The organism is Intestinibaculum porci (genome assembly GCF_003925875.1).
Classification (GTDB): Bacteria; Bacillota_I; Bacilli_A; order Erysipelotrichales; family Coprobacillaceae; genus Intestinibaculum; species Intestinibaculum porci.
In genome coordinates this window covers 2,468,406-2,491,136 of the sequence record NZ_AP019309.1, presented here as the reverse complement: position 1 = coordinate 2,491,136, position 22,731 = coordinate 2,468,406, and the positions used below count along the sequence as shown (strand labels likewise).

Below are 22,731 nucleotides of genomic sequence, written 5' to 3'. Positions count from 1 at the left end.
TCAATAGTTTAATGTAATATACAAATTTATAAAAAGATAAAAAAGGAGTCAAGTCAAGATAAATGGGAAAATATAAATACTTAATAAAAAACATAGGACTATTAACGTTAAGCAGTTTTGCAACAAAATTACTTAGCTTCTTCTTAGTCCCATTATATACAAGCATATTAACAACTGAACAATATGGGACATATGATTTATTTATGACAACAGTAGGAGTCTTACTTCCTATTCTAACATTAAATATTCAGGATGCTGTATTAATATTTGCATTGGATAAAGATTATGACAATAAAACTGTTATTAGAATAGGCATGAAATACTTGCTGGTATCGAATGTTCTTGTTGCTGCAGGTCTGCTTGTTAACAATATTTTTGTCTTTTCGAGTCTTGGAAAACAGTATGCAATTTTCTTTTTCCTGATGTTTTTAACGCAATCACTTTCAGGAGTGATAACTTGCTATATAAGAGGAATTGATCGCGTTGCCGATCTATCGGTCTCAAGTGTCATTGCCTCAGTTATTACAATTGGTTTGAATATTATTTTCCTTGTTTATTTTAAATGGGGGCTTGTTGGATATTTCTTAGCGAATATTATTGGGCCTTTGGTTCAGAGTATTTATCTTGCGATTAGAGCTAATGTTCATATTGATACATTAAGAAAAGATAATACTGCAATAGAGTCAAATGGAAATGTAACACCAAAAGTTTTAGAAAAGAAAATGACTGATTATTCTAAGCCTCTCATTGCCAATGCATTAGCATGGTGGGTTAATAATGCTTCAGATCGATATGTCGTTATATTTTTCTGTGGTTTAGCTGCTAATGGTGTTTATTCTGTGGCTTCTAAGATACCTTCCATTCTTAATATTTTCCAAACGATATTTAATCAGGCGTGGACTTTATCGGCAGTTAAGGATTTTGATCCAAATGATGAAAGTGGTTTTTTTGCAAAAACATATCGAACATATAATTGTTTGATGACAATCGTATGTTCAATGATTATTGTTTTTGATAAGATTTTGGCAAAAATTTTATATGCACAGAATTTTTATGATGCTTGGAAATATGTGCCTTGGCTGACAATTGCTATTTTATTTGGTGCCATGAGTGGATATATAGGAGGGTTTTTCTCGGCAGTGAAAAATAGCAAAGTTTTCGCTATCAGCACAGTTGTTGGTGCAATTAGTAATATTGTATTAAATATAATATTCACCCCAGTGATTGGTCCAATGGGAGCCGCGATAGCAACAACAATTAGTTATGGGGAAGTCTTTTTTATTCGTTTTTTTCAAAGCAGAAAATATATTAAACTAAAGATTAATGTTGTAAGAGATGTATGTAGCTATATTCTGTTGATAATTCAGGCTATTGCTTTGTGTACAATTGAAAATCAGATTTTTATGTACGGAGTTATAATAGGATTGTTTTTGGTGGTTGTAGTTTGCTATGTCGCTGATATGAAGTTGGTATTATCAAAATTGGTACATAGAAAGTGAGGTGCAATGATTAGATGCATTCTATAAATAAAATTATTAAAGTGACCAGCGAAAAAGGTGTAATTGGTTTGGTAAAAGCGCTACAAGTACATTTGGCTATTAGTATGAATAGATTGCTGTATAGACTATATCAGTTTACTCCTGTGAAAGATATTTTAGTATTTGAGAGTGAAGGTGATTTGACAGATAATGCATATGCACTTTTTGACTATATGCGTTGCAATGGCAACTTAAAAAAATATAAAGTCTATTGGTTGGTTAATGATATTGAAAGTGCGAAAAGATATGCTGAAAGAAATGGAGGCTTTCCAAATACAGAATTTGTAAAAAAATTCCCGCGAAAAGTTGATTTAAAGTGGAGCAAATGTTTGGCTACATGTAGGTTCTTCTTTTATGATCATAGCAATGTGATGCATAATTTAGACAAGAGAAGCAATCAAACGATAGTTTATTTGACGCATGGGTTTGCAGGATATAAAGCAGGAAAGAAAGCACAAGTAGATAAAACAAAGCCTGATTATGTAACAGTGACGAGTAATCTTTCAGAAAAGTTGTATCCATGTTTTGAAGACTTTGGAAGTGCAAAATTTATCCATTGTGGAATGCCAAGGCTGGATTACTTAATGTGTTTTGATAAGAATATAGAAGAAAAAATTGAACACAGATACAAATTAAGCTCATATAAAAAAGTGTTACTTTGGATGCCGACATTTAGAGAATCTAATCATAAAGAAATTTCAGAGGACTATATGAAAACAGAGACACACTTGCCAATTGTGTATACTAGAGAACAACTGATGCACCTGTCACAATATTTAGTGAGGATGCAAACAGTACTTATATTGAAGATACATCCTTTACAATTGGATCTTCCAGTTTTTTGTGAAAATTATGATAATATACTTTTTTTGAAAGATGAGCAGTTACATCAGCTTAATGTACAGCTTTACCAATTTATTAAACTCACAGATGCACTTATAACAGACTATTCGTCTATTTCAGCAGATTATATGTTATTGGATAAGCCTATGATATTTACTGTCGATGATTATGAGGAATACAAAAAATCAAGAGGTGGTTTTATTCCTAATAATGCAATAGACTATTGGGCAGGATCACATGTAAAATCGTTAAAGGAGTTTTATGATGCACTTGAGCGCATAATAACTAACTTTGATGATTATAAAGAAGAGCGGAAACGATTGATGCCACAATTTTACGAAGATACAAGAATGATATCAGCTAAAAAGCTTGTGGATTTTTTTGATTTGTAAATGCATTTGTTATAGTGGAAAAATCCCGGTATCTAAGGTTGTCATAATTATAGTACATCATCAATATCATAATCTCATATGACTAAAATAAAATGAAGCAAAAACGCACATTATAAAAATTGTTCAGGGAATCGGACCTGATCAACTTAATATAATGTGCGTTATTATTTAAAATAATATAGCACCATAAAGTGACGCATTACAGCAGGGACTTATCATTGAAGCCTATATTGCTGCTTCTTTGTTTTTTTACGAGCTTTTGGCGAAAGAATATTTTCTCTCTAAGCCACTTATTCACAGTCGTATCACTAATCTTCACACCAAGTTCCTCAAAAACAATCTCGGTATAATGTCTAAAGTTAGTATCGCTGTATTTGTCTTTATATAAAGCAATAATCTGTTTTTTCATTTCGGCAGAAAAAGCGATAGCAGGCTTACGATCTTTGCTCTTGTGCTGGAAAGCAGCCTTTCCTTCTTGTTTGTATCTAACGATTAATCTGTTCACATTTCTGAGTGTGCAATGAAGCTTTAATATCGCTCTCTTTTTGTTTCCGTTTGTGTCTACTAGCTTTTTAATAGCTTTGTATTTGTATTCTTCCATATAATTTAACCCAACTTTTCTCACGTGATACCTTCTCGTCTAATAGTAATGTTAGGAGGATATTTTAACATACTTATTTGAATCTATCATTCAGGACACTTTCTTTCTTGGTACATCAAGACAATATCATGTTTGACTCACACACATTGACTCACAAAAAATTTTAAATATTGACATATCTTTTATTCGTTTTATAATATTTTTGTTCATTTAGATTTAATTTTACATATATTTGAACAGGAGGATTTTATGAACGGAAAATACTATCAAATACTTACATATTTGAATACACATAAAGAAAAAGACTTTTCACAGCGTGAATTAGCAAATGCTCTAAGCATGTCTTTAGGCAGTGTCAACAGCTATATCAATCAGCTCACTGCTGAATCCTATCTTGATACTGACGGAAAGTTAACAGAAAAAGCGCTGGATTTATTTATACAGGCTAAACCTGACAATGCCATTATTCTTGCAGCTGGTTATGGTATGCGGATGGTTCCCATCAATACACTTAAGCCTAAGGGATTACTGACGATTCATGGCAAGCCATTAATTGAAAAAACAATTGAGGATCTCCAGGCAGCTGGTATTCATAAGATTTATATTGTCGTTGGCTTCCTTAAAGAAATGTATGAATATCTTATTGATCAATACAACGTCACCCTTATTTATAATGAAGATTATGCCACAAAAAATAATCTTGCTTCTCTGAATAAAGCTTATAAGTATATTCATAACTCTTATATCATTCCTTGCGATGTGTATACAACTTTTAATCCCTACTCATCTTCAGAAATCTGCAGCTGGTATATGATGGCAGATCAGCCAGAAGATAAAAATGGGCATTATACTGTTAACAAGCAATTACACATTGTAAAAACAAACTCCTCACCATTAAAAATGGTCGGTATTTCTTATGTGACTGGTGTATCTGAAGAAATTTTAAAACATAACTTACAATTAATGAGCCAGGATGAACAATATGACTCTGTCTACTGGGAAAAAGCCCTATTCACAAATAATAATCATGTCATTGGTAAAATTGTCAAACCTGAAACATGTTATGAAATTGATACCTATGAACAGTTAAGAAACATTGATAACCAGGCGGATGAACTGCAAAATGATGCAATTTCGACAATTGTCTATACCTTTAACGTAAAACCTTCAGATATCAAAAACATTTCAGTTCTTAAGAAAGGTATGACCAATCGTTCTTTCTTATTTGAATGTAACAATCAAAAATATATTATGAGAATTCCCGGTGAAGGTACCGATCAGTTAGTTAACCGCCAGGAAGAATATGATGTCTATATGGCCATCAAAGGTAAAGGTCTTTGTGATGACAACATTTATATCAATCCAACCAGTGGCTATAAGATCACTAAGTTTATTAATAATTCTCGTAACTGTGATCCAGATAACATTGATGATTTAAAAAAATGCATGAAAAAACTCAGAGACTTCCATAACATGAAACTCCAGGTTAATCATACCTTTGATATTTTCAAACACATGGAATTCTATGAAACTCTGTGGGAAGGTAATCCTTCAATCTTCAATGACTATGAAGACACCAAAAAGAAAGTTTATGAATTAAAGGAATATATCGATGCCCATCCTTCTGAATATTGTCTTACTCATATCGATGCTGTTTGTGATAACTTTATGATTTCAACTGACGAAAAAGGTCAGGAAAAAATCGATCTGATTGACTGGGAATATGCCGGCATGCAGGATCCTCATGTTGATATTGCCATGTTCTGTATTTATGCCATGTATGATCGTGCACATGTCGATCGGCTGATTGATATTTATTTTGAAGATAAGTGCCCACAGGAAACACGTTTGAAGATCTACTGCTACATTGCCTGCTGTGGACTATTATGGAGCAACTGGTGCGAATTTAAACGCAATAAAGGTGTTGAATTTGGTGAATATTCCTTAGCACAGTATCGCTATGCCAAAGATTACTACAAGATCTTCAAGGAGGAAATCAAGAATGTATAAAGCAGCTCACGCCGTTATTATGGCAGCCGGTACATCAAGCCGTTTTGCCCCATTATCTTATGAATTACCTAAAGCTTTGATTACGGTCAAGGGAGAAGTTCTCATTGAACGTCAGATTCGTCAGCTAAAGGAAGTTGGCATCAATGATATTTATGTTGTAACCGGCTATAAGCATGAAGATTTTAATTATTTAGAAAGGGAATGCGGTGTTAAGCTCCTTTATAACAAGGACTACAACACTCGTAATAACAATGCCAGTATTCATACTGCCAGAGATGTTTTAGCTAATTCTTATATTTGCTCAGCTGATAACTATTTTACCAAAAATCCATTCACTTTAGAAAATGAAGATAGTTATTATGCAGCCATTTATGCCAATGGCCCTACTAAAGAATGGTGTCTAGAAGAAGATCAAAACGGTTATATCAGTCAAGTCAGCATTGGCGGTGAAAATGCCTGGTACATGTTGGGTCATACATTCTGGAGTGACGAATTCAGTAAAAACTTTTTGGATATCTTAGATAAAGAATATGATCAGCCAGAAACAGCTGATAAACTTTGGGAAGATATCTATATGGAACATCTCGATGTTCTCAAAATGAAGATTAAAAAATATCCTGATGATTTTATCTTTGAATTTGACAGTCTTGACGAATTACGCACTTTTGATACAAGCTATGTGAACAATACCCGTTCGCCTATTATTCAGTCAATTGCAGAAGCATTGCATGTTACACAGGCAGAAATTCATGATTTTAAAACACTCAAGTCAGATACCAACGAGGCGATTGGTTTTATCTTTCATGTACACAATCAAACTTATCATTACCTTTATGACGAAAAAAAGATAGAGGAAGGTGAAGTATTATGATTTATGGTGTAATTGCCGGTGTCACCTGGGCCATTGAAACAATTGTCCTGGGCATCGCACTTTCCATGACCCCTTTTGTCAGCAGCAAAGAAGCCATCTTCTTAGCCCCTTTTGTCAGCACATTCTTACATGATGCCTGCTCAGCAATCTGGGCTACATTATTTAATATTTTTCGTGGCAACATCAAAAATGTTTTTCATGCTCTTAAAACAAAAAGTAGCCGCTTTGTCGCCTTAGCTGCTATTATTGGTGGCCCAGTCGGTATGACCGGCTATGTCTTAGCCGTGAAATACATGGGTGCTTCCATCGGTGCTGTCGCCAGTGCAGTCTTCCCAGCTATTGGCGCTATCCTAGCTTATTTCTTCTTAAAAGAAGAAATGCAGTGGTATCGCTGGATTTTGTTAATTATCACCTTATTAGGTGTCTATGGTCTAAGTTATTCCCCTGACCTTAATATCACAAACTTCTGGTTAGGCATCCTAGGAACCCTGATGTGTTCCTTTGGCTGGGGGATTGAAGCTGTTGTGCTCGCTAAATGTATGCAGGATGACGCTGTCAAAGATGAATACGCCCTGCAAATCAGACAGACAACCTCAGCATTATTCTATGGTATTGTTATTTTACCTATTATGCACGGCTGGCATTTTACTACGACATTATTCACTGTTAAAGGCGGCATGTTATTACCAGTCATCGCAATCGCTGCTTTCTTTGCGACAACATCTTATCTTTGTTACTATCGTGCGATTTCTAAGATTGGTGCCTCTAAAGCTATGGCTTTAGATGTCTCCTATGCGGCCTGGGCAGTGGTCTTTTCGGTAATTTTTATGCATGACTACTCATTGCTTAAGCCTTTAACAATCATTTGCACACTTATTGTTATTATCTGCGGTATATTAGCAGCAGCTGATTTCAAAGAACTGTTTACTAAAAATTCATAGAAGGATAGACAAGATTCGAGATAATCAAAGTAAGAGTTAGATTAAATATCCATATTTCTAAATTATAATAATATGTAATCTGCATAAGTACGATTTTTTATTTTTAAACGGTTATTCTCTAAATCGTATAAATATTACTTTTAACGGAAATCCCCCAGTACCTGTTGCTAACAGTGATGCTCGGGGGGGTTATTTGACAGCTCTCCGAAATTTGATGGGGTGAGACATAACTAACCAAATTTATGAGATTGATTTAGCTTACCCCCATAATCCTGCGGAGGATAGTTACTATTCACGGCTTCTCTAGCTTTTGAACATTATTTTGACTCTACACAGTTAAAGTAATGTTCTTTTTTAGTTAGCTAGTTATTCACGATCCTATCATTCCCTTGAAGAGGTTATGCACAGGAAATATGAAGGAAATATTACATTTCTTTCAAGTGTTTCATGGTATAAAGAGAGCAATGAAAGGATTTATGAATATGTCAATGAATACTGATAACTTGCTCAAGCTTTTCTATGAAGAAAAAAGAAAATGGCGAAAAGTATAAACAGCTCTATCACCAGTACTATAGCATCTATAAAAATGCTCAATGAGCTCTTGCTAATAAGGATAAGGGAACTGAAAGGAAAATTCAGGAAGCTGCTATCAGGATACTGCATCTTTACAGGGTCAGCTTAAAGAAAAAGAAAAGGAAATTGATTGATTAAGAGCTCAGTGATTATTCTCGCGTAAAAGCTCCTGGTGTATTTTCGTGAGCACCACTGCAGTTGCATACAGAGCACCACCTAGCGAAGCTAAAAGTAGCGAGCTTCAGGAATGAAGCTCGCCTATGACTAATAGTATTTAGGAATGTTTCGTGAAAGTCTCTCTAAAGTTAGCATTGCCAAGATTGATCTTGATAAGGTTATGGACAATTCTATCAAGAACTGCTTCTGAAAAAACGCTATTTCCAAGAATACCATACCATTCATCACTATTATACTGACTGCAGTAAATTGTTGATGTCTTGTCATAACGCTTTTCTGTTAATTCAAGAAGAAAGAATAAATCGTCCTTATCCAGATCATACATCATATATTCATCAATCACCATCAGATCATATTTAACATATTTCTTCGCAATAGCCATCATGGTTTTGCCTGTCTTCTTATCCTCATGGTACTTTTCAAGCAGTTCAGGGAAACGGATGTATAAGACTCTTTTTCCCTGCTTAATGGCGGCGTTGGCAAGTGCACAGCCCAGCCATGTTTTGCCAGAACCACAGCATCCTTCAACGTGTTGTTAACAATTTAGTGACTTGGTATGATTTTTAGTTGATAGCGCACAATTTAATATCTCTCTACGAGTCATAAATTCCATTAACTTTATTTTTACAGATCAAATATACTATTGCTAAACTTAAATATACTTTCTTTACTGAGTTGGCGAATGTAGAAATATTGCTGATGCTGTCTCAGCATCCCTAAAAGCTTTGTAACTTTCTCGCTGATATTGAGTTTTCTGAAATTATATTGGATCATAAATAACGAGTTATATCTATTTATATACTTTGTAGATATATTTCTATAATAGATGATTTCTGATTCAATAAATGAATGAAGTCCATTTACAGTATTCAAATGATCAGTTTTTGTATACTCATCGAGTTTCGTGTTGTTAACAAATAAGTGACTTTCACATATAAGCTCCGTATTTATCCCTTTCAAGCGATGTATTGAACATCAGGATATATGTATATTTGCTAAAATATATAGTACCTGGAGGTATTAATATGGAAATTCAAAACATTGCTGCTAACTTATCTAATATTAAACTAGATCAATTTCAAATTGAACAGATTCTTGATATGGTTGAGGAGTATATTGAAGCTAATGAAACTGCGTCTACACCTATCATAGAGCATTGCCCAAAATGTCCTGAAAAACATCCTAAAATGATCAAAGCAGGACACACAAAAAGTGGCAAGCAAATGTATAGATGTAAAAGCTGTAATAAACGCTTTGTAGCGGATACCGGTCAATTAACTTTCTATTCACATCAGAGCCTTTCAAAGTGGAAAATTGTTCTTAAAGATACACTCAACGGTTTAGCTTTACGCGAAACTGCATTCAAAATCGGTGTGCATTATGTAACTGTATTTAGAATGCGTCATAAGCTACTTCATTTCATTGAAATGATCCTAGCTAATGATTCTGTAGGTGATGTAGCTGAAATAGATGAGAAGTACATCCTGGCGAGTCATAAAGGGACCAAGCTGGAAGGCGTTGATCCTCGAAAACATGGATCAATAGCACCGAAACCAGGCATAACTGATATTCTAGTATGTATTATGACCGTAGTTTCCCGAGGCGGAAATACATTTATTCACACCTATAATACCGGTCGACCTACTGACGTGAATGGCTATGAATTTTGTCAGCATATTGATAAAGAAAGCTACTGCTTTATAGATGGTATCAATATTTATGACTGGAGTCTGAAAAAACGAAATTGCGGCGTAAAGCATCTAAAACTCGATGAGTATACAAAAACTGATCATTTGAATACTGTAAATGGACTTCATTCATTTATTGAATCAGAAATCATCTATTATAGAAATATATCTACAAAGTATATAAATAGATATAACTCGTTATTTATGATCCAATATAATTTCAGAAAACTCAATATCAGCGAGAAAGTTACAAAGCTTTTAGGGATGCTGAGACAGCATCAGCAATATTTCTACATTCGCCAACTCAGTAAAGAAAGTATATTTAAGTTTAGCAATAGTATATTTGATCTGTAAAAATAAAGTTAATGGAATTTATGACTCGTAGAGAGATATTAAATTGTGCGCTATCAACTAAAAATCATACCAAGTCACTAAATTGTTAACAACACGTCGAGTTTTAGATGCTTTACGCCGCAATTTCGTTTTTTCAGACTCCAGTCATAAATATTGATACCATCTGTAAAGCAGTAGCTTTCTTTGTCAATATGCTGACAAAATTCATAGCCATTCACGTCAGTAGGTCGACCGGTATTATAGGTGTGAATAAATGTATTTCCGCCTCGGGAAACTACGGTCATAATACATACTAGAATATCAGTTATGCCTGGTTTCGGTGCTATTGATCCATGTTTTCGAGGATCAACGCCTTCCAGCTTGGTCCCTTTATGACTCGCCAGGATGTACTTCTCATCTATTTCAGCTACATCACCTACAGAATCATTAGCTAGGATCATTTCAATGAAATGAAGTAGCTTATGACGCATTCTAAATACAGTTACATAATGCACACCGATTTTGAATGCAGTTTCGCGTAAAGCTAAACCGTTGAGTGTATCTTTAAGAACAACTTTCCACTTTGAAAGGCTCTGATGTGAATAGAAAGTTAATTGACCGGTATCCGCTACAAAGCGTTTATTACAGCTTTTACATCTATACATTTGCTTGCCACTTTTTGTGTGTCCTGCTTTGATCATTTTAGGATGTTTTTCAGGACATTTTGGGCAATGCTCTATGATAGGTGTAGACGCAGTTTCATTAGCTTCAATATACTCCTCAACCATATCAAGAATCTGTTCAATTTGAAATTGATCTAGTTTAATATTAGATAAGTTAGCAGCAATGTTTTGAATTTCCATATTAATACCTCCAGGTACTATATATTTTAGCAAATATACATATATCCTGATGTTCAATACATCGCTTGAAAAGGATAAATACGGAGCTTATATGTGAAAGTCACTTATTTGTTAACAACACGTCCTTCAATACTAATATCAATATGAGAAAACATATAGTTGCATGTGCTTAAGTTCGCGATTAATTCTTTAGTGATCGCACGACCCTCATAATAGATATCTCGCACATCTGCGCTAGGAAATCTTAATTTTGCTCTTCTTCTAAGAGTTTCAATTTTTTTCTGATATTTGGCTTCATAAACATAATCCACAAGATTATCAAATCTCTGTTCAAAGGGGATTGCATCAAATGTACCAGCACGCTGCTGACTTTCAATACCATCTGCAAATTCTTCCATTCCCATCACCTGAAGTTTAGTTTTTGTCTCTTCGTTAATCATAATTAGTCTTTTCCTCCGTTTTTATTGCTGTTTTGACCGATGTTTTTAAAATAGTCGCTGCCTCTTAAGTGTCCCTTGTTTTCATCAAGTGATGCATCATGGGATTCCACGCCATCAATAGTTTTATTTTTTAATTGTTTTTCTGCCAGATCTTGCTTAGAAGCCAAAATATCCCTAATATGTTTATGACGGGGAGTAATGAAACTGCGAAGTGCAATTCCACAGGCATTTTCCAGTCGTTCATTGGAATACGAACCGCCTAAACGAAGGACAGCCAATGTTGGATTATAAGCCTGTTCTTCGATTTTTGTTTTTAGGAAGATTCGATTTATAACTTCATAAGTATTAGGACCGATCTTTTCAGCCCATTCCATATTCATTCTTTTAAACTTTTCAGGCATGTGCTGCTCCTGGGTAGAGTATTTATATTTGACGTTACCAAGAAATAAAGGATGTGTAGCAATTCGCTTCCCTTTATAAAAGAATGAGAGAGTTTCAGTTCCTGCTTTAACGTCAACTGATTTACCAATGTATTGATAAGGGACTGAATATGACTATTAAAGTTAACTTTTCTTCCATAAGTCCACTCTGCGATCTCATAGCGAATATTAGGAAGCGGCTGAAGCGAGTCTTTTCTTCTTCGAATTCAGATGATCTTGAGCCATCACGCTTCTGAAATGGCTGATCATTATATTTCTGGAACCGCTCCATAACATAAAGCTTAAGTTGATTGAAAGAGGTAAATGTAATATTACGTGCCCTAGCAATAATGAATGTCTCAATATTGCCAACAGTATTTTCTACTGATGCTTTCTGCTTCGGTTTTCTTACGGCTGCCGGCATGATTGCCATAGAGTAGTATTCAGCAAAATCAAGATACTGGTCTGTAAGAATAATTTCCTCTTCCTTAGGATGGGATACAACTGCGGTCTTAAGATTGTCACAAACAATCCGTTTAGGCGCTCCATGAAAATACTCCAGCATATTCACATTACAGCTATCCAGGTGTTCATCTTTTCATCAAGGGTGGGTTCAACATAGGCATAGCGACTATAGGGAAGACAGGCAACAAAGATATGCACAGTGACTAATTCACCAATTTTCATTCACATAATGCATATGATCTCCGCTCCATTCTACTTCCACAGTTTCACCTGGCTTATGTTCAATATGGTTAGTAAGATTATTGATATTCACAAAATCAGAATATCCTCGACAGTAAGAAGGATAGCTATAGGGATACATGCCCTCTGGAATAGAGTCTTTATACTCATCCCATAGTATTCTAAGGTTAACCGAAGGCTTTTTGAGCTCGTTGTGAACATAATCATAGTTGACTTTAAAATACAAATTTTCGCTTTCGTACTTAGTTGGGAAAAACATGGAATAGAGCTCATCATTACTGTAGTTATCAATGGTGCCGAGATCAAATTCAATATCCCTTAATCTGTCAAGAACCGCCTTAACAGAATGCTTTGACATATGACATGTCTGAGCAATTTTGTTTTCGCTGAGACCCAGTCTGTGCTTTTTGAGAACTGTACGCACATTAATCTTTTTAGACATTTAGAAATGCCTCCTTTCATATACATGTGGATAATTCCACAAGTATATGATAGTAAAGAAAAGCAATTTGGTAAGAGAAAAAAGCAAAATAAAAGGCATCAGTAAGGATTTCACTGGTGCTTTAAATAAGACTGCTGGTGCTGCCAATTAAACAGCAGGTGCTAGTAAGTATACTGATGGTGCTATTACTGAGATAGATAGCAGGTGCTAAACATGATAATGGTAGTGCTGTCTATGCAACTAGTGGTGCTGATCTAATATATGTGGTGCTATTGATGATACAGGTCAGTGGTGCTCAATATGAGAGTACAGGTTCCAAGTGTGAAACAAGTGGTGCTGACTTCAATATGTATGGTGCTATTGATGACATAGCCTAATGGTGCCAAACATGATAATGGTGGTGTCATGAATGCAATAAGTGGTGCTGATATCAATATGCATGGTGTCATTGATGATACCGGCTAGTGGTGCTTACCGTAATATCACTGGTGCTCAACATGCGATACATGGTGCTAAACCCGGAGAATATTCATGAAGCACAGTATTTACACAATGCTATTCTTCATGACATTAAGATGCTTTTGAATTTTAACTTTGACTCCAAGAACAGAATGATTCTTATTTTCGTTGGGTAATCAGGTTTTAACGGTATTCTTGGCAAGAGAGTGCATGATGCCCTCAGACAGCGCGTTGTGATTAATTACGATATGCAGAGGCTTCAGAAAAAGGAGGCCGAAGCCTATGTGAAGCACTGCCTCAAGGAATGCGGCTGCCGTGAGCCAGTCTTTTCTCCTGAAGCTATTAACGCCGCCTGGGAAATCAGAAACGGCTCCGTAAGACGGATGAACAATATTCTTGAAAAGGCCCTTATTGAGGGCGCAAATCGCAAGGAAAAGCCTATCGGAACAGATACGATTCTGATGGCACAGCAGGAGGTTGAATTGGAATGATTAAAACACTTGATGAAATTATCTATTACCCTTCAACCCGAAAAGTCATTACTGAGGAGCTTCGTTCTGCGATCGGCCTCTACCAGAGCCACGGCATGACTAATGATCAGTTTTACTTTCTAATTGATCATTATGTGCAGAACTTCTCCTATCTGCTGTTTAGTGATGATTATGAAATTCACAATACAGTCAAAGCACATCTTGGAAGAAGGAACACCAGAATGCTCGAAGCTATTATTTCAGAAACCAAAAAAACAAGAGAGGAGCAAGCATAGCGTGAGTAATAAAATTAAGGAAATCAATAAAAAGATGAGATCTCTTCAGCAGAGTGTTGATCAGATTAGCAGTCTTGCCAAAGAAACTAAGAGTATGACATACGCTGTTCATGATGAAGTATGCTACATTGATGAGCTCTGTGTTGCAATTAGAGACCTGAATACTCAAATCGAAAGACTTACAGACAAAGTTGACTTAATGTATGAAGCCGGCAAATACACTTATCCTCCATCTTCAGATGAGATCATAGAAGAGATGCTTAGAATTGTATATAATGATCCGGATATTCAATTTTGACAGTATATCAACCCGCTAGTTGATATCATGAACAAAACAATGTGCATCTGTAATTGAAAATAAAGTGATGAGCTTGTTAGCGAATGCATGCATCACGTACAGTAAAATAAAGTGATTTAAGGATCAATTATAAAATGACGGTCATCCCTAAAATAATCTGCGGTTACCGTCATTTTTAATCTGCATTGCAATTCAAAAAGAAAGTGCTGCTTGCATTACGAATAATTTGATGCTGTTCAACAGCTTTATATACAGATATCTTATATTAATACATTATTTACTACGAGTTGATATTATGGATTGAAATAATTTGCGGAACTGTTAGGAATAATGTGAAGGCCTACCAAAAAAAGCGGGGATATTGTGAGACTCACTCAACCAAAATAAATAAATTTTCTAGCATATGACAATCTGACGCACTACACTAGGATCGGCTGAGATGTGAAGGACGAAACCTATGGTAAAAGAATATTGTCAGAAAAAAGGTATAAAAAACTATGAAAACAACATTACTTATCATGGCTGCTGGTATCGGTAGCAGCTTTGGAACGGGAATTAAGCAGTTGGAGCCGCTGGATGATGCTGGACATATCATTATGGACTACTCAATCCATGATGCGATTGAGGTAGGTTTTAACCATGTAGTGTTTATCATCCGTAAGGATATCGAGAAAGAGTTTAAAGAGGTTATTGGTGATCGCATTGCCTCCATTTGCTCTTCTCATAATGTAACTGTTGACTATGTTTTCCAAGATATCAATGATATCCCGGAAACTCTGCCAGAAGGCCGGATAAAGCCGTGGGGAACCGGTCAGGCTGTGCTTGCAGCGAAGAAGGTCATCAAGACTCCGTTTATCGTCATCAATGTAGACGATTACTACGGCAAGGAAGGTTTCAAGTCCATGAGTATCTGGTGAATGGTGGCAAGTTCTGCATGGCTGGCTTTGTGCTGAAGAATACGCTGTCTGATAATGGCGGTGTGACCCGTGGTATTTGCAAGATGGACGACCAGAATAATCTGACAGAGGTTGTTGAAACAAAGAACATCGTGAAGACTGCAGATGGAGCAGAGACAGACGGTGTGGTTGTTGATGTGAATTTTCTGGTGTCCATGAACATGTGGGGCTTGACACCAGAGTTCTTGGATGTGTTGGAGGAGGGCTTCAAGGAGTTTTTTGAGAAAGAAGTCCCGGGCAATCCTCTGAAAGCAGAGTATCTGATCCCTATCTTCATCGGTGAACTGCTGGAGCAGGGCAAGATGTCTGTGAATGTTCTGAAGACCAATGACACCTGGTACGGTATGACCTATCACGAGGATGTTGCAGCCGTAAAGGACAGCTTCAAAAAATGCTGGAGAACGACGTGTATAAGACTGACTTGTTTAGTAATCTGTAAACGACGATGAAAGAAACGATTGATTTACTCGGGAAGATTCTCACAAACATTTTGACAGCTCTCTACGAGCCGTTTGGATTCTCGCTCCTGCTTTCCTTCCTCGCCATGTTTTTCTATCTATATGCCTATGAATCTATTAGAGCCGGAAAAGGCTGGAAGATTGCCATGATGACAAGGTATCAGAAGTTCAAAGAGGACGTGTTCTTCAGAAAACTATTCTTCTTGGCGTTTGTGACTTCACTTATTCTGTTCCGAACCTTGTTAAACCGTCAGCTGTGGATGAATCCTTTATCCGATGTCATGGGCAGTTGGGGCATCTGGGAGACAGAGAACGGTGAACAGAAGCTGACCACTGAGTGCATCGAGAACGTAATCATGATAGTACCGTTTTCAGCAGTAGTGGCGTGGACGTTCCAAGAGAAGATGGAGAAAGGCTGGAAGAAGATACTGTGGTACAGCGGAAAGATAGCATTTATCTTTTCAGTAAGCATAGAGATGTTGCAATTATTGCTTCGCTTGGGTACATTCCAACTATTAGATATCTTCTATAACACAGTCGGTGGAATGATCGGCGGATTGATGTATTGTGCGATGATGAAGGCAAGAAAACGTCTGTAAAAAGGGTTGAAATTGTGATATACTGGAAGGGGTAGCTCCCTACGCTGCTCTGATAATCACACACCTCTTCGTGGTGAGCAGCAGGCAACAATTTGAGAATCAAAGATTCGATGATTGGCGAAGATGTGAGATAATAAATAGTTTAGTCAGGGGGATATATGTCAGAATTTAAAATTTTTTATTCGTGGCAATCTGATTTATCTGCGAACAAAACGACGAGATTTATTGATGACTGTCTCGCTGGTGTATGTGAGATTTTGCGAGATGTGTCAGACATAAAACCAGATCGCGCAACTCAGGGAACAACTGGAAGCCCTGATATAACAAAAAGCATTTTTGGAAAAATCGATGAATGTGATTTGTTTATTGCTGATTTAAGTATCATAAATGATTTCCCTGCTATTGATGAAAATGGAAATTTAACAGGCAATAGAAAACGAACTCCCAATCCTAATGTTCTATTGGAAACAGGCTATGCCGCAAAAGTTCTCGGATGGGATCGTATAATATGCTTGTATAATTCAGAGTATGGAAATCCTGATGATTATCCGTTTGATATATCACATAGAAGGTTGACGGGATTCCGATTCACACAAGCAACGCGAGAAACAGAATGTACCAGAATTAAACAAATTATTGCACAGACAGTGACCACCTTTCTATTTGCGGGTGGGGTGAATCGAAGTGGTAGAGCACACTATCAAGTTGGTGGATATGATTTTGAGAGTAATAGAATTACTCAAAATGTGATACCGTATAATATTTATACTGGAAAGTATTACACAGAAAATAGAGTGAGATCTTTAAGAAAATGCGAGGATTTATTTGAACAAATTGAGAAGATAAGCATTCCAAAATCAACCAAATTAGTTGACACGACTGAACAATCAGAGAATCCAATGGAGCGATTAAGGCTTACATTAGGTGGCGCATGGATTCAAAAGGGCATTGCAGAAGATGATAAGGAAACGATTAGAAAACTGTTAAAAGAATATCTTGAAAAAGAAGTTTCAGATGAATTCTTTGATCTCGGCGCATTAAAATCGAAAACAATAATTTACAATCATTCTGAAGACTATGATGGAACAGAAGACGAGAAAAGAAAGTTCGATTTGATTGGCAAATTGAAAAATGAACTATTGTCACTTCAGTTGGTGGATTTGTACGCGCGTACTTTTGATGATATGCTAATCCTTTCGTTGGCTGTCAGGAATGACTCAAATGAAACAGATACAAGTATCAGGATTTCTATACATATAGAAAATGAAAGCGCAGAATGTGTGCAGCCTGACAAAAATCTAATCAATCCAGAAATTCGTGGTGAAGGAGAATGTGTGGGGCTTGAGGGAATTGTATACGATAAAAAACTCGTGGAGCATTTCCTGAAAATGAACGAAGATAGTTATATACGATATGAAGAAAATGCTTTTTATGTTCCATTTGATCCAACACAACTTCGGATGCCGATTATAACACCGTTTGGATCTCAACAGGAAGATTCTGGTGCAGAAGATTATGAAAAAGAATTAAAAGTTTATATAAAAAAACCGGAAGATGATAATGGATATCAATATGAAATTGGCTCTCTTCGTGCTAACGAGACTATTTGGATGGGACCGGTAATGGTCTTAAAAAAACGAAATGCTGAGGAAAAAGTAAAACTAAAGTATTCTATTATTTCAAATCGTACAAACGGAGATTTGGAGGGAAAAATAGAGGTTGAATCATAATACTGCTGTACCATTCTAAAAATATCATAATATATAGAAAAGAGGTTATCACCAATGCTCAGAACGAAAGGCAGCAAAAACCGTCCCAAAATCAATATCACCAAAGACTACGCATCTCAGATCGCGGAGAAACAGGAATCTATTGTTTCCTTGACTGCTGAGATTGCATCCATCACCACTAACATTGACACTTTAAAGGCTGACCTGAAAGAGAAGAAGACTGCTCGGAAGAAGGCTGAAAAAGAAGTGGCAACGCTGGAAGCGAAGAAGGCAAAGGCAGATGCTAAAGCAGCTGAAGAAGCAAAGAAGCAAAGAGAGGTTGGTTCGCTGGCCTCTCTATTATTTTTGTTTCATACTGTAAATTGCTTATTCAGATTACTCCTATATCACCAATTAAATAATTGTTGATGATATATTGTATTACAATACGGTTTTTATTGTGAAATGTTGAGTGGTTTAAATATATGGAATTTTTTGTAAAATAAGAAACAAGTGTGATAAAGGGTGAGTGAATAATGAAGATCAACAAAAATAAATTGTTAAAAATGGCTGAATATATTTTAGCATTAATTTTTCTATTGATAATGATTGATAATATGTTAAGACAATTCATATCAACCAATAACAAAATAATGATATTAACATGTTTGATTATCTTTGAATTGTTGATTGTTATTCATGTTTTAAGAAATGGCTTTGCAGATTTTATAGGAGCAAAAGCTTTTAATGAAATCGATGTGTTTTTAGTGTCTTTATTAGTTTCACTCTTAATTTATTTAATACTAGGACATTTTTTATTTTTAAGTAGAGGTTATATAATGGTTCCTTTGATAATTGCCCTTTGCTTCATTACTCCGGTGATAATCATCAGATTAATTCATTTAAAGCGTTTTAGCTCTTCACAAGATAACAATCGAACTAATCATGATTTGGTTACACTTTATGATATTTATAAAAATAGTTTTACACTGGGCCATAATATAGTGGTTAAGGAAAAGGCAGGTACCCAAGACTTACTTAATAGAGGATTAATTATTAATGAATTAAAAGATGCTATGACCTTAGAACATGGTGGAAATGCATTCACTATAGGTGTTGAAGGTGAATGGGGGGCTGGAAAAACAACACTCATCAATTTAACTTTAGATAAAATCATAAATGAGGATAACACTCATATAAAAATAATTAGTGATTTTGATCCCTGGATTTTTGGTACTAATGAAGCACTTTTAGTGAGCCTCTACGAAGAAATATTAAAATGTGTTGGTGTTAAATATAATAATTTCAAACTACGGCATGATCTTAAGAAGTTAACATCGATCCTTGCTAGTGTATCTAAACAAACTTGGTTCGACAAGCTGCTTGATGATCACTTTGGATATAGTGATCTTAAACAAATGAAGAGGGAACTGACTGAAATATTAAATAAAGAAAATGAAGTTGTTATTATTGTTTTTGATAATCTAGATCGTATGAATAGTGAAAATGTTCTTTTCTTATTTAAACTCATTGGCACTATTTTTAATCTTCCGCATATTAACTATGTTCTTTCTTATGATGATAAGCGTTTAGATGATATCTTTAGCGAATCGTTAAAAATAAATCCAAAGTATAAAGAAAAAATTATTAATCAGGTCATTAGTATTCCTGAGCCTGATCGAGATAAACTTGATGAAATTTACACTACATGTATTGCTAATATCTTATCTAAAAAACAGGTTATAAAATTAGAAGAAATAAATGATTACATTGATTTCCTTACAAAGAAAGTTAGTGATTTGCGCAATTTTACTAGAATATTAAACTCAAATATTAATCGTGTATTTTTTTATTATAGTTTTTTAAATTTAAATGAGTTGTTAGTACTTGAGCTCATAAGATTCAGGAACAAGCATCTTTATGAGTTAATAAAGAATAACAACAAAATACTCATATCGTTAGATGTTCAAAAGAAAGTGGATGTTTTTTCGTTCCGTTTAGATAAGGAAGATTGTAAAAATAAAAGGTCGGAATTTTTAAAATATCTTAGAGAAAATTATTCTGAAGATTTGGATATGGTTTTATTTTTATTTCCTGATTTAGGGGGAAACGACGTACACACAAAACGAAAAAAGACAAATATATTTTCTATTCGATCGGCAAAATATTTCGATCTCTATTTTTCATATGGAATAAACAATTTCTTAATGATATATTATAAAGTTAATTCATTTATTCAAAGTGTGAATAATGCTAAATCTGTTGAAAACATTGAAACAGCTGCACGCGAACTGGAAATATTGAGTGCCCATAAATCTATTCAGTTTGATATGGTGAATGAAATAGACAAACGAATTACTAATATTGAAAGATCACAATGTTTGAATTTGATAATGTTTTTTTGGAATCATATAGAGGAATTTAGCAGCGATTTTAGTGGATTTTTTGCTTTGTCAGCACACCGAAGAGCTGAAGTTATAATTGCAGAATTAATAAATCAGTTGAAACCAAAAGAATTAGGTGATTTTATTAATTCACATTTAAATTGTTATGGATATATAAATACAATATCAGAGATTAAATATTGGTTAACAACCGCTAGTTTATCAGCAAATAAAAATATCATAAATATTTGGACAAACTATTATAATAAGATGTGTGAGGATATTCTAAGTAATAATATTGATTTATATGCTGATCAATATTATTCACGTGGAAATATTGTGGGATTAAAGAGATTTAAAGAAGATTATAGGGAAATGATTTACACATACATACGAAATATAATAAGACCTAAATATGTATATAGAATATTAGGTGATTGTGTCGGAAGTAGTCATGGTTCAACTCATAATTATGGAATTGATCAGAGCTTGTTTGATGATATGGGCGTTAGCCAAGAGACAATGGATCAATACTTAAGTGAGTTTAAACCTGAAAATGAATCGCAAAAATTTATATTAGACCTTTATCAAAGATTTAAAAATGGTGAAAAAATTGTTATGGGGGATTATCCTGTAAAGCGAAATAAGCCTTTTTATTTCAATGATCTTTAACTTGAATTCCCGGGTATAGTTTATAACTACACCTCATCTTCATGCCTTTTTAGGTGAAATTTTGGTACCCAATCACTGCCTCTTTTTGTGTATGAAAGTGGGCATGAAATATTAAACGCATTATAGATATCATTAGCTCTTTTTTGTGGCTCTTCAACTGAAGTGACTGTCTTGTAGACGAGGCACTTCTGATTTCTGAGTCCCATGAATATGCCTTCCTGGTTGGTTGCAGTTTTCTTTGTTTTCTTTTGGATATACACGTTAATGGTTGCCGCAATCATTGATAATAACAGGTGACCTCTTACTGCTTCTTCGCTATGAACGCGAAGTGGTGTCAGCTTAGATGATCCCTTGCTTAAATCAAAGTACTGCTCAACCAGCTGTCTAGTATAGTAGGCAGGAAGCACTTCTTCAATTGGGAATGGAAGACTTGAAATCAGTACAAAATATCCCATTGATTCAAGCTTTTTTTGGATCTGCATAGTTGACATTTCTTTGCTCTTATTCAGACACTTATGTATTTCATGATCTACCTGATCTAGATCATATCCTAGAAAAGCATAAGCCTTATGTCCATCACCAATGCTAACTTCGATCTGTTTGATATAGACGACTCTATCACTATATTTGACCATATTTCTTTCCTGCTTTAGTTCGGGACCGTATTTATTGATCAAATCACGATATAGTCTATATTTCTCAGGCAGTCTCATCAGGAAATCGATGTTAGCTCGATAAAGCTCATTAATATCCTCAAGGGTATAATAACCAGCATCACTAAGAATATAGTCTGTTTCAATATTGCCTAAATTATCAAGTACATTTACTGATCTGATCAGTGTATTCATATCAACGATATTGCCTGGAATAATTCTAAACATTAGGGGATAGCCTGTATCTCTCTGAAGTGTTGTAATCATTCTAGCCTCATTGGAAACCTTCCCATTGTGGTTACTGATTGCAGTTAATGGCATATGAATACTGTTAGGAAGCCCTGTGCTGTCAATGATTATAGCTTTATCAGACGAAATGTTTTCTTTGATCCACTTCATATGATTTTCAAAGAATTTAAGGACATTTTCTGATTTGCCAATTGATCTCATAAAGTCACTTATTCTCTGAGATGTGAGATTAGCCTTTGGATAAAGAATGCTTTCAAAGCTCCCTTCATACCAGGTATTGGCATGACAGTTAGCAGCGTTGGAAATGACATAGTAGGCAACCATTGCATATAAGGTATCTTTGTTTTTATAGCTGATTTCATCAATGACTTTGTCATATCCCATATGATGAATAAGCTGATCTACGAAGTAGGCATCGCCATAATCAAGAATAGTACGCTGTCTTTTGCGCTTATCAGGCTGAACATCAGATACATAGGATTCATCAGCTTCACCGAATTCACCAGTTTCAGGATCATAGGTAAACATGCCTCTTTCTTTATTGAAAAAGATATTGTTTTCCTTATCGATAACCTTGCCTAAATGTTTAGCACCTTGCTTAACGATCTTGCCGTTTTTGCGGACTGATTTGCCAGGGATTTTAGCATAAAGTGTTCCATTAATTGTCTGATAACTGAGCTTCATATTAGCAC

At 35.2% G+C, this 22,731-nt stretch carries 22 protein-coding genes and 1 pseudogene; 15 read left to right on the top strand and 8 right to left on the bottom strand.

Annotated elements, in window-relative coordinates; genetic code table 11:
• The first annotated feature begins 62 nt into the window (after positions 1 to 62).
• On the top strand, positions 63 to 1,499 hold the full coding sequence (locus SG0102_RS11815) for a lipopolysaccharide biosynthesis protein (RefSeq protein ID WP_125120115.1): 1,437 nt from the start codon (positions 63 to 65) through the stop codon (positions 1,497 to 1,499).
• Positions 1,500 to 1,513: 14 nt separating this feature from the next.
• Positions 1,514 to 2,773, top strand: a complete 1,260-nt coding sequence (locus SG0102_RS11810; protein ID WP_125120114.1) for a CDP-glycerol glycerophosphotransferase family protein — start codon at positions 1,514 to 1,516, stop codon at positions 2,771 to 2,773.
• 199 nt (positions 2,774 to 2,972) lie between these two features.
• Here the strand turns inward: SG0102_RS11810 and SG0102_RS11805 are convergent, their stop codons facing one another.
• The gene (locus SG0102_RS11805; RefSeq protein ID WP_125120113.1) at positions 2,973 to 3,374 is read right to left on the bottom strand and encodes a helix-turn-helix domain-containing protein; all 402 of its coding nucleotides are present in this window, start codon (positions 3,372 to 3,374) and stop codon (positions 2,973 to 2,975) included.
• A 249-nt stretch (positions 3,375 to 3,623) separates the two neighbouring features.
• Here SG0102_RS11805 and SG0102_RS11800 point away from each other — a divergent pair, with 249 nt between their 5' ends.
• Genes SG0102_RS11800 through SG0102_RS11790 form a run of 3 tightly spaced genes read left to right on the top strand, consistent with a single transcriptional unit; the run spans position 3,624 to position 7,196 of the window.
• A complete protein-coding gene (locus SG0102_RS11800; protein ID WP_125120112.1) occupies positions 3,624 to 5,384 on the top strand; it encodes an NTP transferase domain-containing protein in 1,761 nt (586 codons plus the stop codon).
• Positions 5,377 to 6,255 carry an NTP transferase domain-containing protein gene (locus SG0102_RS11795; RefSeq protein WP_170162786.1) on the top strand — a complete coding sequence of 293 codons (879 nt, stop codon included), beginning with the start codon at positions 5,377 to 5,379 and terminating at the stop codon, positions 6,253 to 6,255. The genes SG0102_RS11800 and SG0102_RS11795 overlap by 8 nt, the downstream gene beginning before the upstream one ends.
• Positions 6,252 to 7,196, top strand: coding sequence for a DMT family transporter (locus SG0102_RS11790; RefSeq protein WP_125120110.1), 945 nt, complete (start codon positions 6,252 to 6,254; stop codon positions 7,194 to 7,196). Before SG0102_RS11795 ends, SG0102_RS11790 begins: the two co-directional genes overlap by 4 nt.
• A gap of 847 nt (positions 7,197 to 8,043) precedes the next feature.
• Here the strand turns inward: SG0102_RS11790 and SG0102_RS11785 are convergent.
• Positions 8,044 to 8,466, bottom strand: a pseudogene (locus tag SG0102_RS11785) (ATP-binding protein); the annotation flags it as partial.
• A gap of 505 nt (positions 8,467 to 8,971) precedes the next feature.
• Between SG0102_RS11785 and SG0102_RS11780 the strand changes: the two are divergent.
• Positions 8,972 to 9,988 (top strand): IS1595 family transposase, encoded by a 1,017-nt coding sequence (locus SG0102_RS11780; RefSeq protein ID WP_125118233.1) that lies wholly within the window; start codon positions 8,972 to 8,974, stop codon positions 9,986 to 9,988.
• A gap of 77 nt (positions 9,989 to 10,065) precedes the next feature.
• Here SG0102_RS11780 and SG0102_RS11775 read toward each other — a convergent pair whose 3' ends face one another.
• The 5 genes from SG0102_RS11775 to SG0102_RS11755 form a co-directional block, all read right to left on the bottom strand.
• A complete protein-coding gene (locus tag SG0102_RS11775) occupies positions 10,066 to 10,830 on the bottom strand; it encodes an IS1 family transposase (protein ID WP_125120108.1) in 765 nt (254 codons plus the stop codon).
• Positions 10,831 to 10,934: 104 nt separating this feature from the next.
• Positions 10,935 to 11,270 (bottom strand): hypothetical protein, encoded by a 336-nt coding sequence (locus tag SG0102_RS11770; protein ID WP_125120107.1) that lies wholly within the window; start codon positions 11,268 to 11,270, stop codon positions 10,935 to 10,937.
• A 2-nt stretch (positions 11,271 to 11,272) separates the two neighbouring features.
• A complete protein-coding gene (locus SG0102_RS11765; RefSeq protein ID WP_125120106.1) occupies positions 11,273 to 11,671 on the bottom strand; it encodes a hypothetical protein in 399 nt (132 codons plus the stop codon).
• Positions 11,672 to 11,792: 121 nt separating this feature from the next.
• A complete protein-coding gene (locus SG0102_RS11760) occupies positions 11,793 to 12,260 on the bottom strand; it encodes a hypothetical protein (protein WP_125120105.1) in 468 nt (155 codons plus the stop codon).
• Positions 12,261 to 12,362: 102 nt separating this feature from the next.
• Entirely contained in the window at positions 12,363 to 12,836 is a 474-nt protein-coding gene (locus tag SG0102_RS11755; RefSeq protein ID WP_125120104.1) for a hypothetical protein, read from the bottom strand.
• Positions 12,837 to 13,528: 692 nt separating this feature from the next.
• Between SG0102_RS11755 and SG0102_RS11750 the strand changes: the two genes are divergently transcribed.
• From SG0102_RS11750 to SG0102_RS11715, 9 genes are all read left to right on the top strand, one after another.
• Positions 13,529 to 13,786 carry a hypothetical protein gene (locus SG0102_RS11750; protein ID WP_125120103.1) on the top strand — a complete coding sequence of 86 codons (258 nt, stop codon included), beginning with the start codon at positions 13,529 to 13,531 and terminating at the stop codon, positions 13,784 to 13,786.
• The gene (locus tag SG0102_RS11745; protein WP_125120102.1) at positions 13,783 to 14,061 is read left to right on the top strand and encodes a hypothetical protein; all 279 of its coding nucleotides are present in this window, start codon (positions 13,783 to 13,785) and stop codon (positions 14,059 to 14,061) included. The genes SG0102_RS11750 and SG0102_RS11745 overlap by 4 nt, the downstream gene beginning before the upstream one ends.
• 1 nt (position 14,062) lies before the next feature.
• Positions 14,063 to 14,359: a hypothetical protein gene (locus SG0102_RS11740; protein ID WP_125120101.1), complete on the top strand. Its 297-nt coding sequence runs from the start codon at positions 14,063 to 14,065 to the stop codon at positions 14,357 to 14,359.
• Between the two features lie 497 nt (positions 14,360 to 14,856).
• Positions 14,857 to 15,276 carry a glycosyltransferase family protein gene (locus tag SG0102_RS15780; RefSeq protein WP_231999799.1) on the top strand — a complete coding sequence of 140 codons (420 nt, stop codon included), beginning with the start codon at positions 14,857 to 14,859 and terminating at the stop codon, positions 15,274 to 15,276.
• A 17-nt stretch (positions 15,277 to 15,293) separates the two neighbouring features.
• Complete coding sequence (locus tag SG0102_RS15775; RefSeq protein WP_231999798.1) at positions 15,294 to 15,764, top strand: hypothetical protein; 471 nt, start codon at positions 15,294 to 15,296, stop codon at positions 15,762 to 15,764.
• Entirely contained in the window at positions 15,761 to 16,372 is a 612-nt protein-coding gene (locus SG0102_RS11730; RefSeq protein WP_125120100.1) for a VanZ family protein, read from the top strand. Before SG0102_RS15775 ends, SG0102_RS11730 begins: the two co-directional genes overlap by 4 nt.
• Positions 16,373 to 16,530: 158 nt before the next feature.
• Positions 16,531 to 18,102 carry a hypothetical protein gene (locus SG0102_RS11725; RefSeq protein ID WP_125120099.1) on the top strand — a complete coding sequence of 524 codons (1,572 nt, stop codon included), beginning with the start codon at positions 16,531 to 16,533 and terminating at the stop codon, positions 18,100 to 18,102.
• A gap of 54 nt (positions 18,103 to 18,156) precedes the next feature.
• Positions 18,157 to 18,510 carry a hypothetical protein gene (locus SG0102_RS11720; protein WP_125120098.1) on the top strand — a complete coding sequence of 118 codons (354 nt, stop codon included), beginning with the start codon at positions 18,157 to 18,159 and terminating at the stop codon, positions 18,508 to 18,510.
• Positions 18,511 to 18,617: 107 nt separating this feature from the next.
• Complete coding sequence (locus SG0102_RS11715) at positions 18,618 to 21,137, top strand: KAP family P-loop NTPase fold protein (protein ID WP_125120097.1); 2,520 nt, start codon at positions 18,618 to 18,620, stop codon at positions 21,135 to 21,137.
• Positions 21,138 to 21,163: 26 nt separating this feature from the next.
• On the opposite strand, the gene SG0102_RS11710 is transcribed toward SG0102_RS11715, so the two are convergent.
• Positions 21,164 to 22,723 (bottom strand): transposase, encoded by a 1,560-nt coding sequence (locus SG0102_RS11710; RefSeq protein WP_125118273.1) that lies wholly within the window; start codon positions 22,721 to 22,723, stop codon positions 21,164 to 21,166.
• Positions 22,724 to 22,731: the final 8 nt, after the last annotated feature.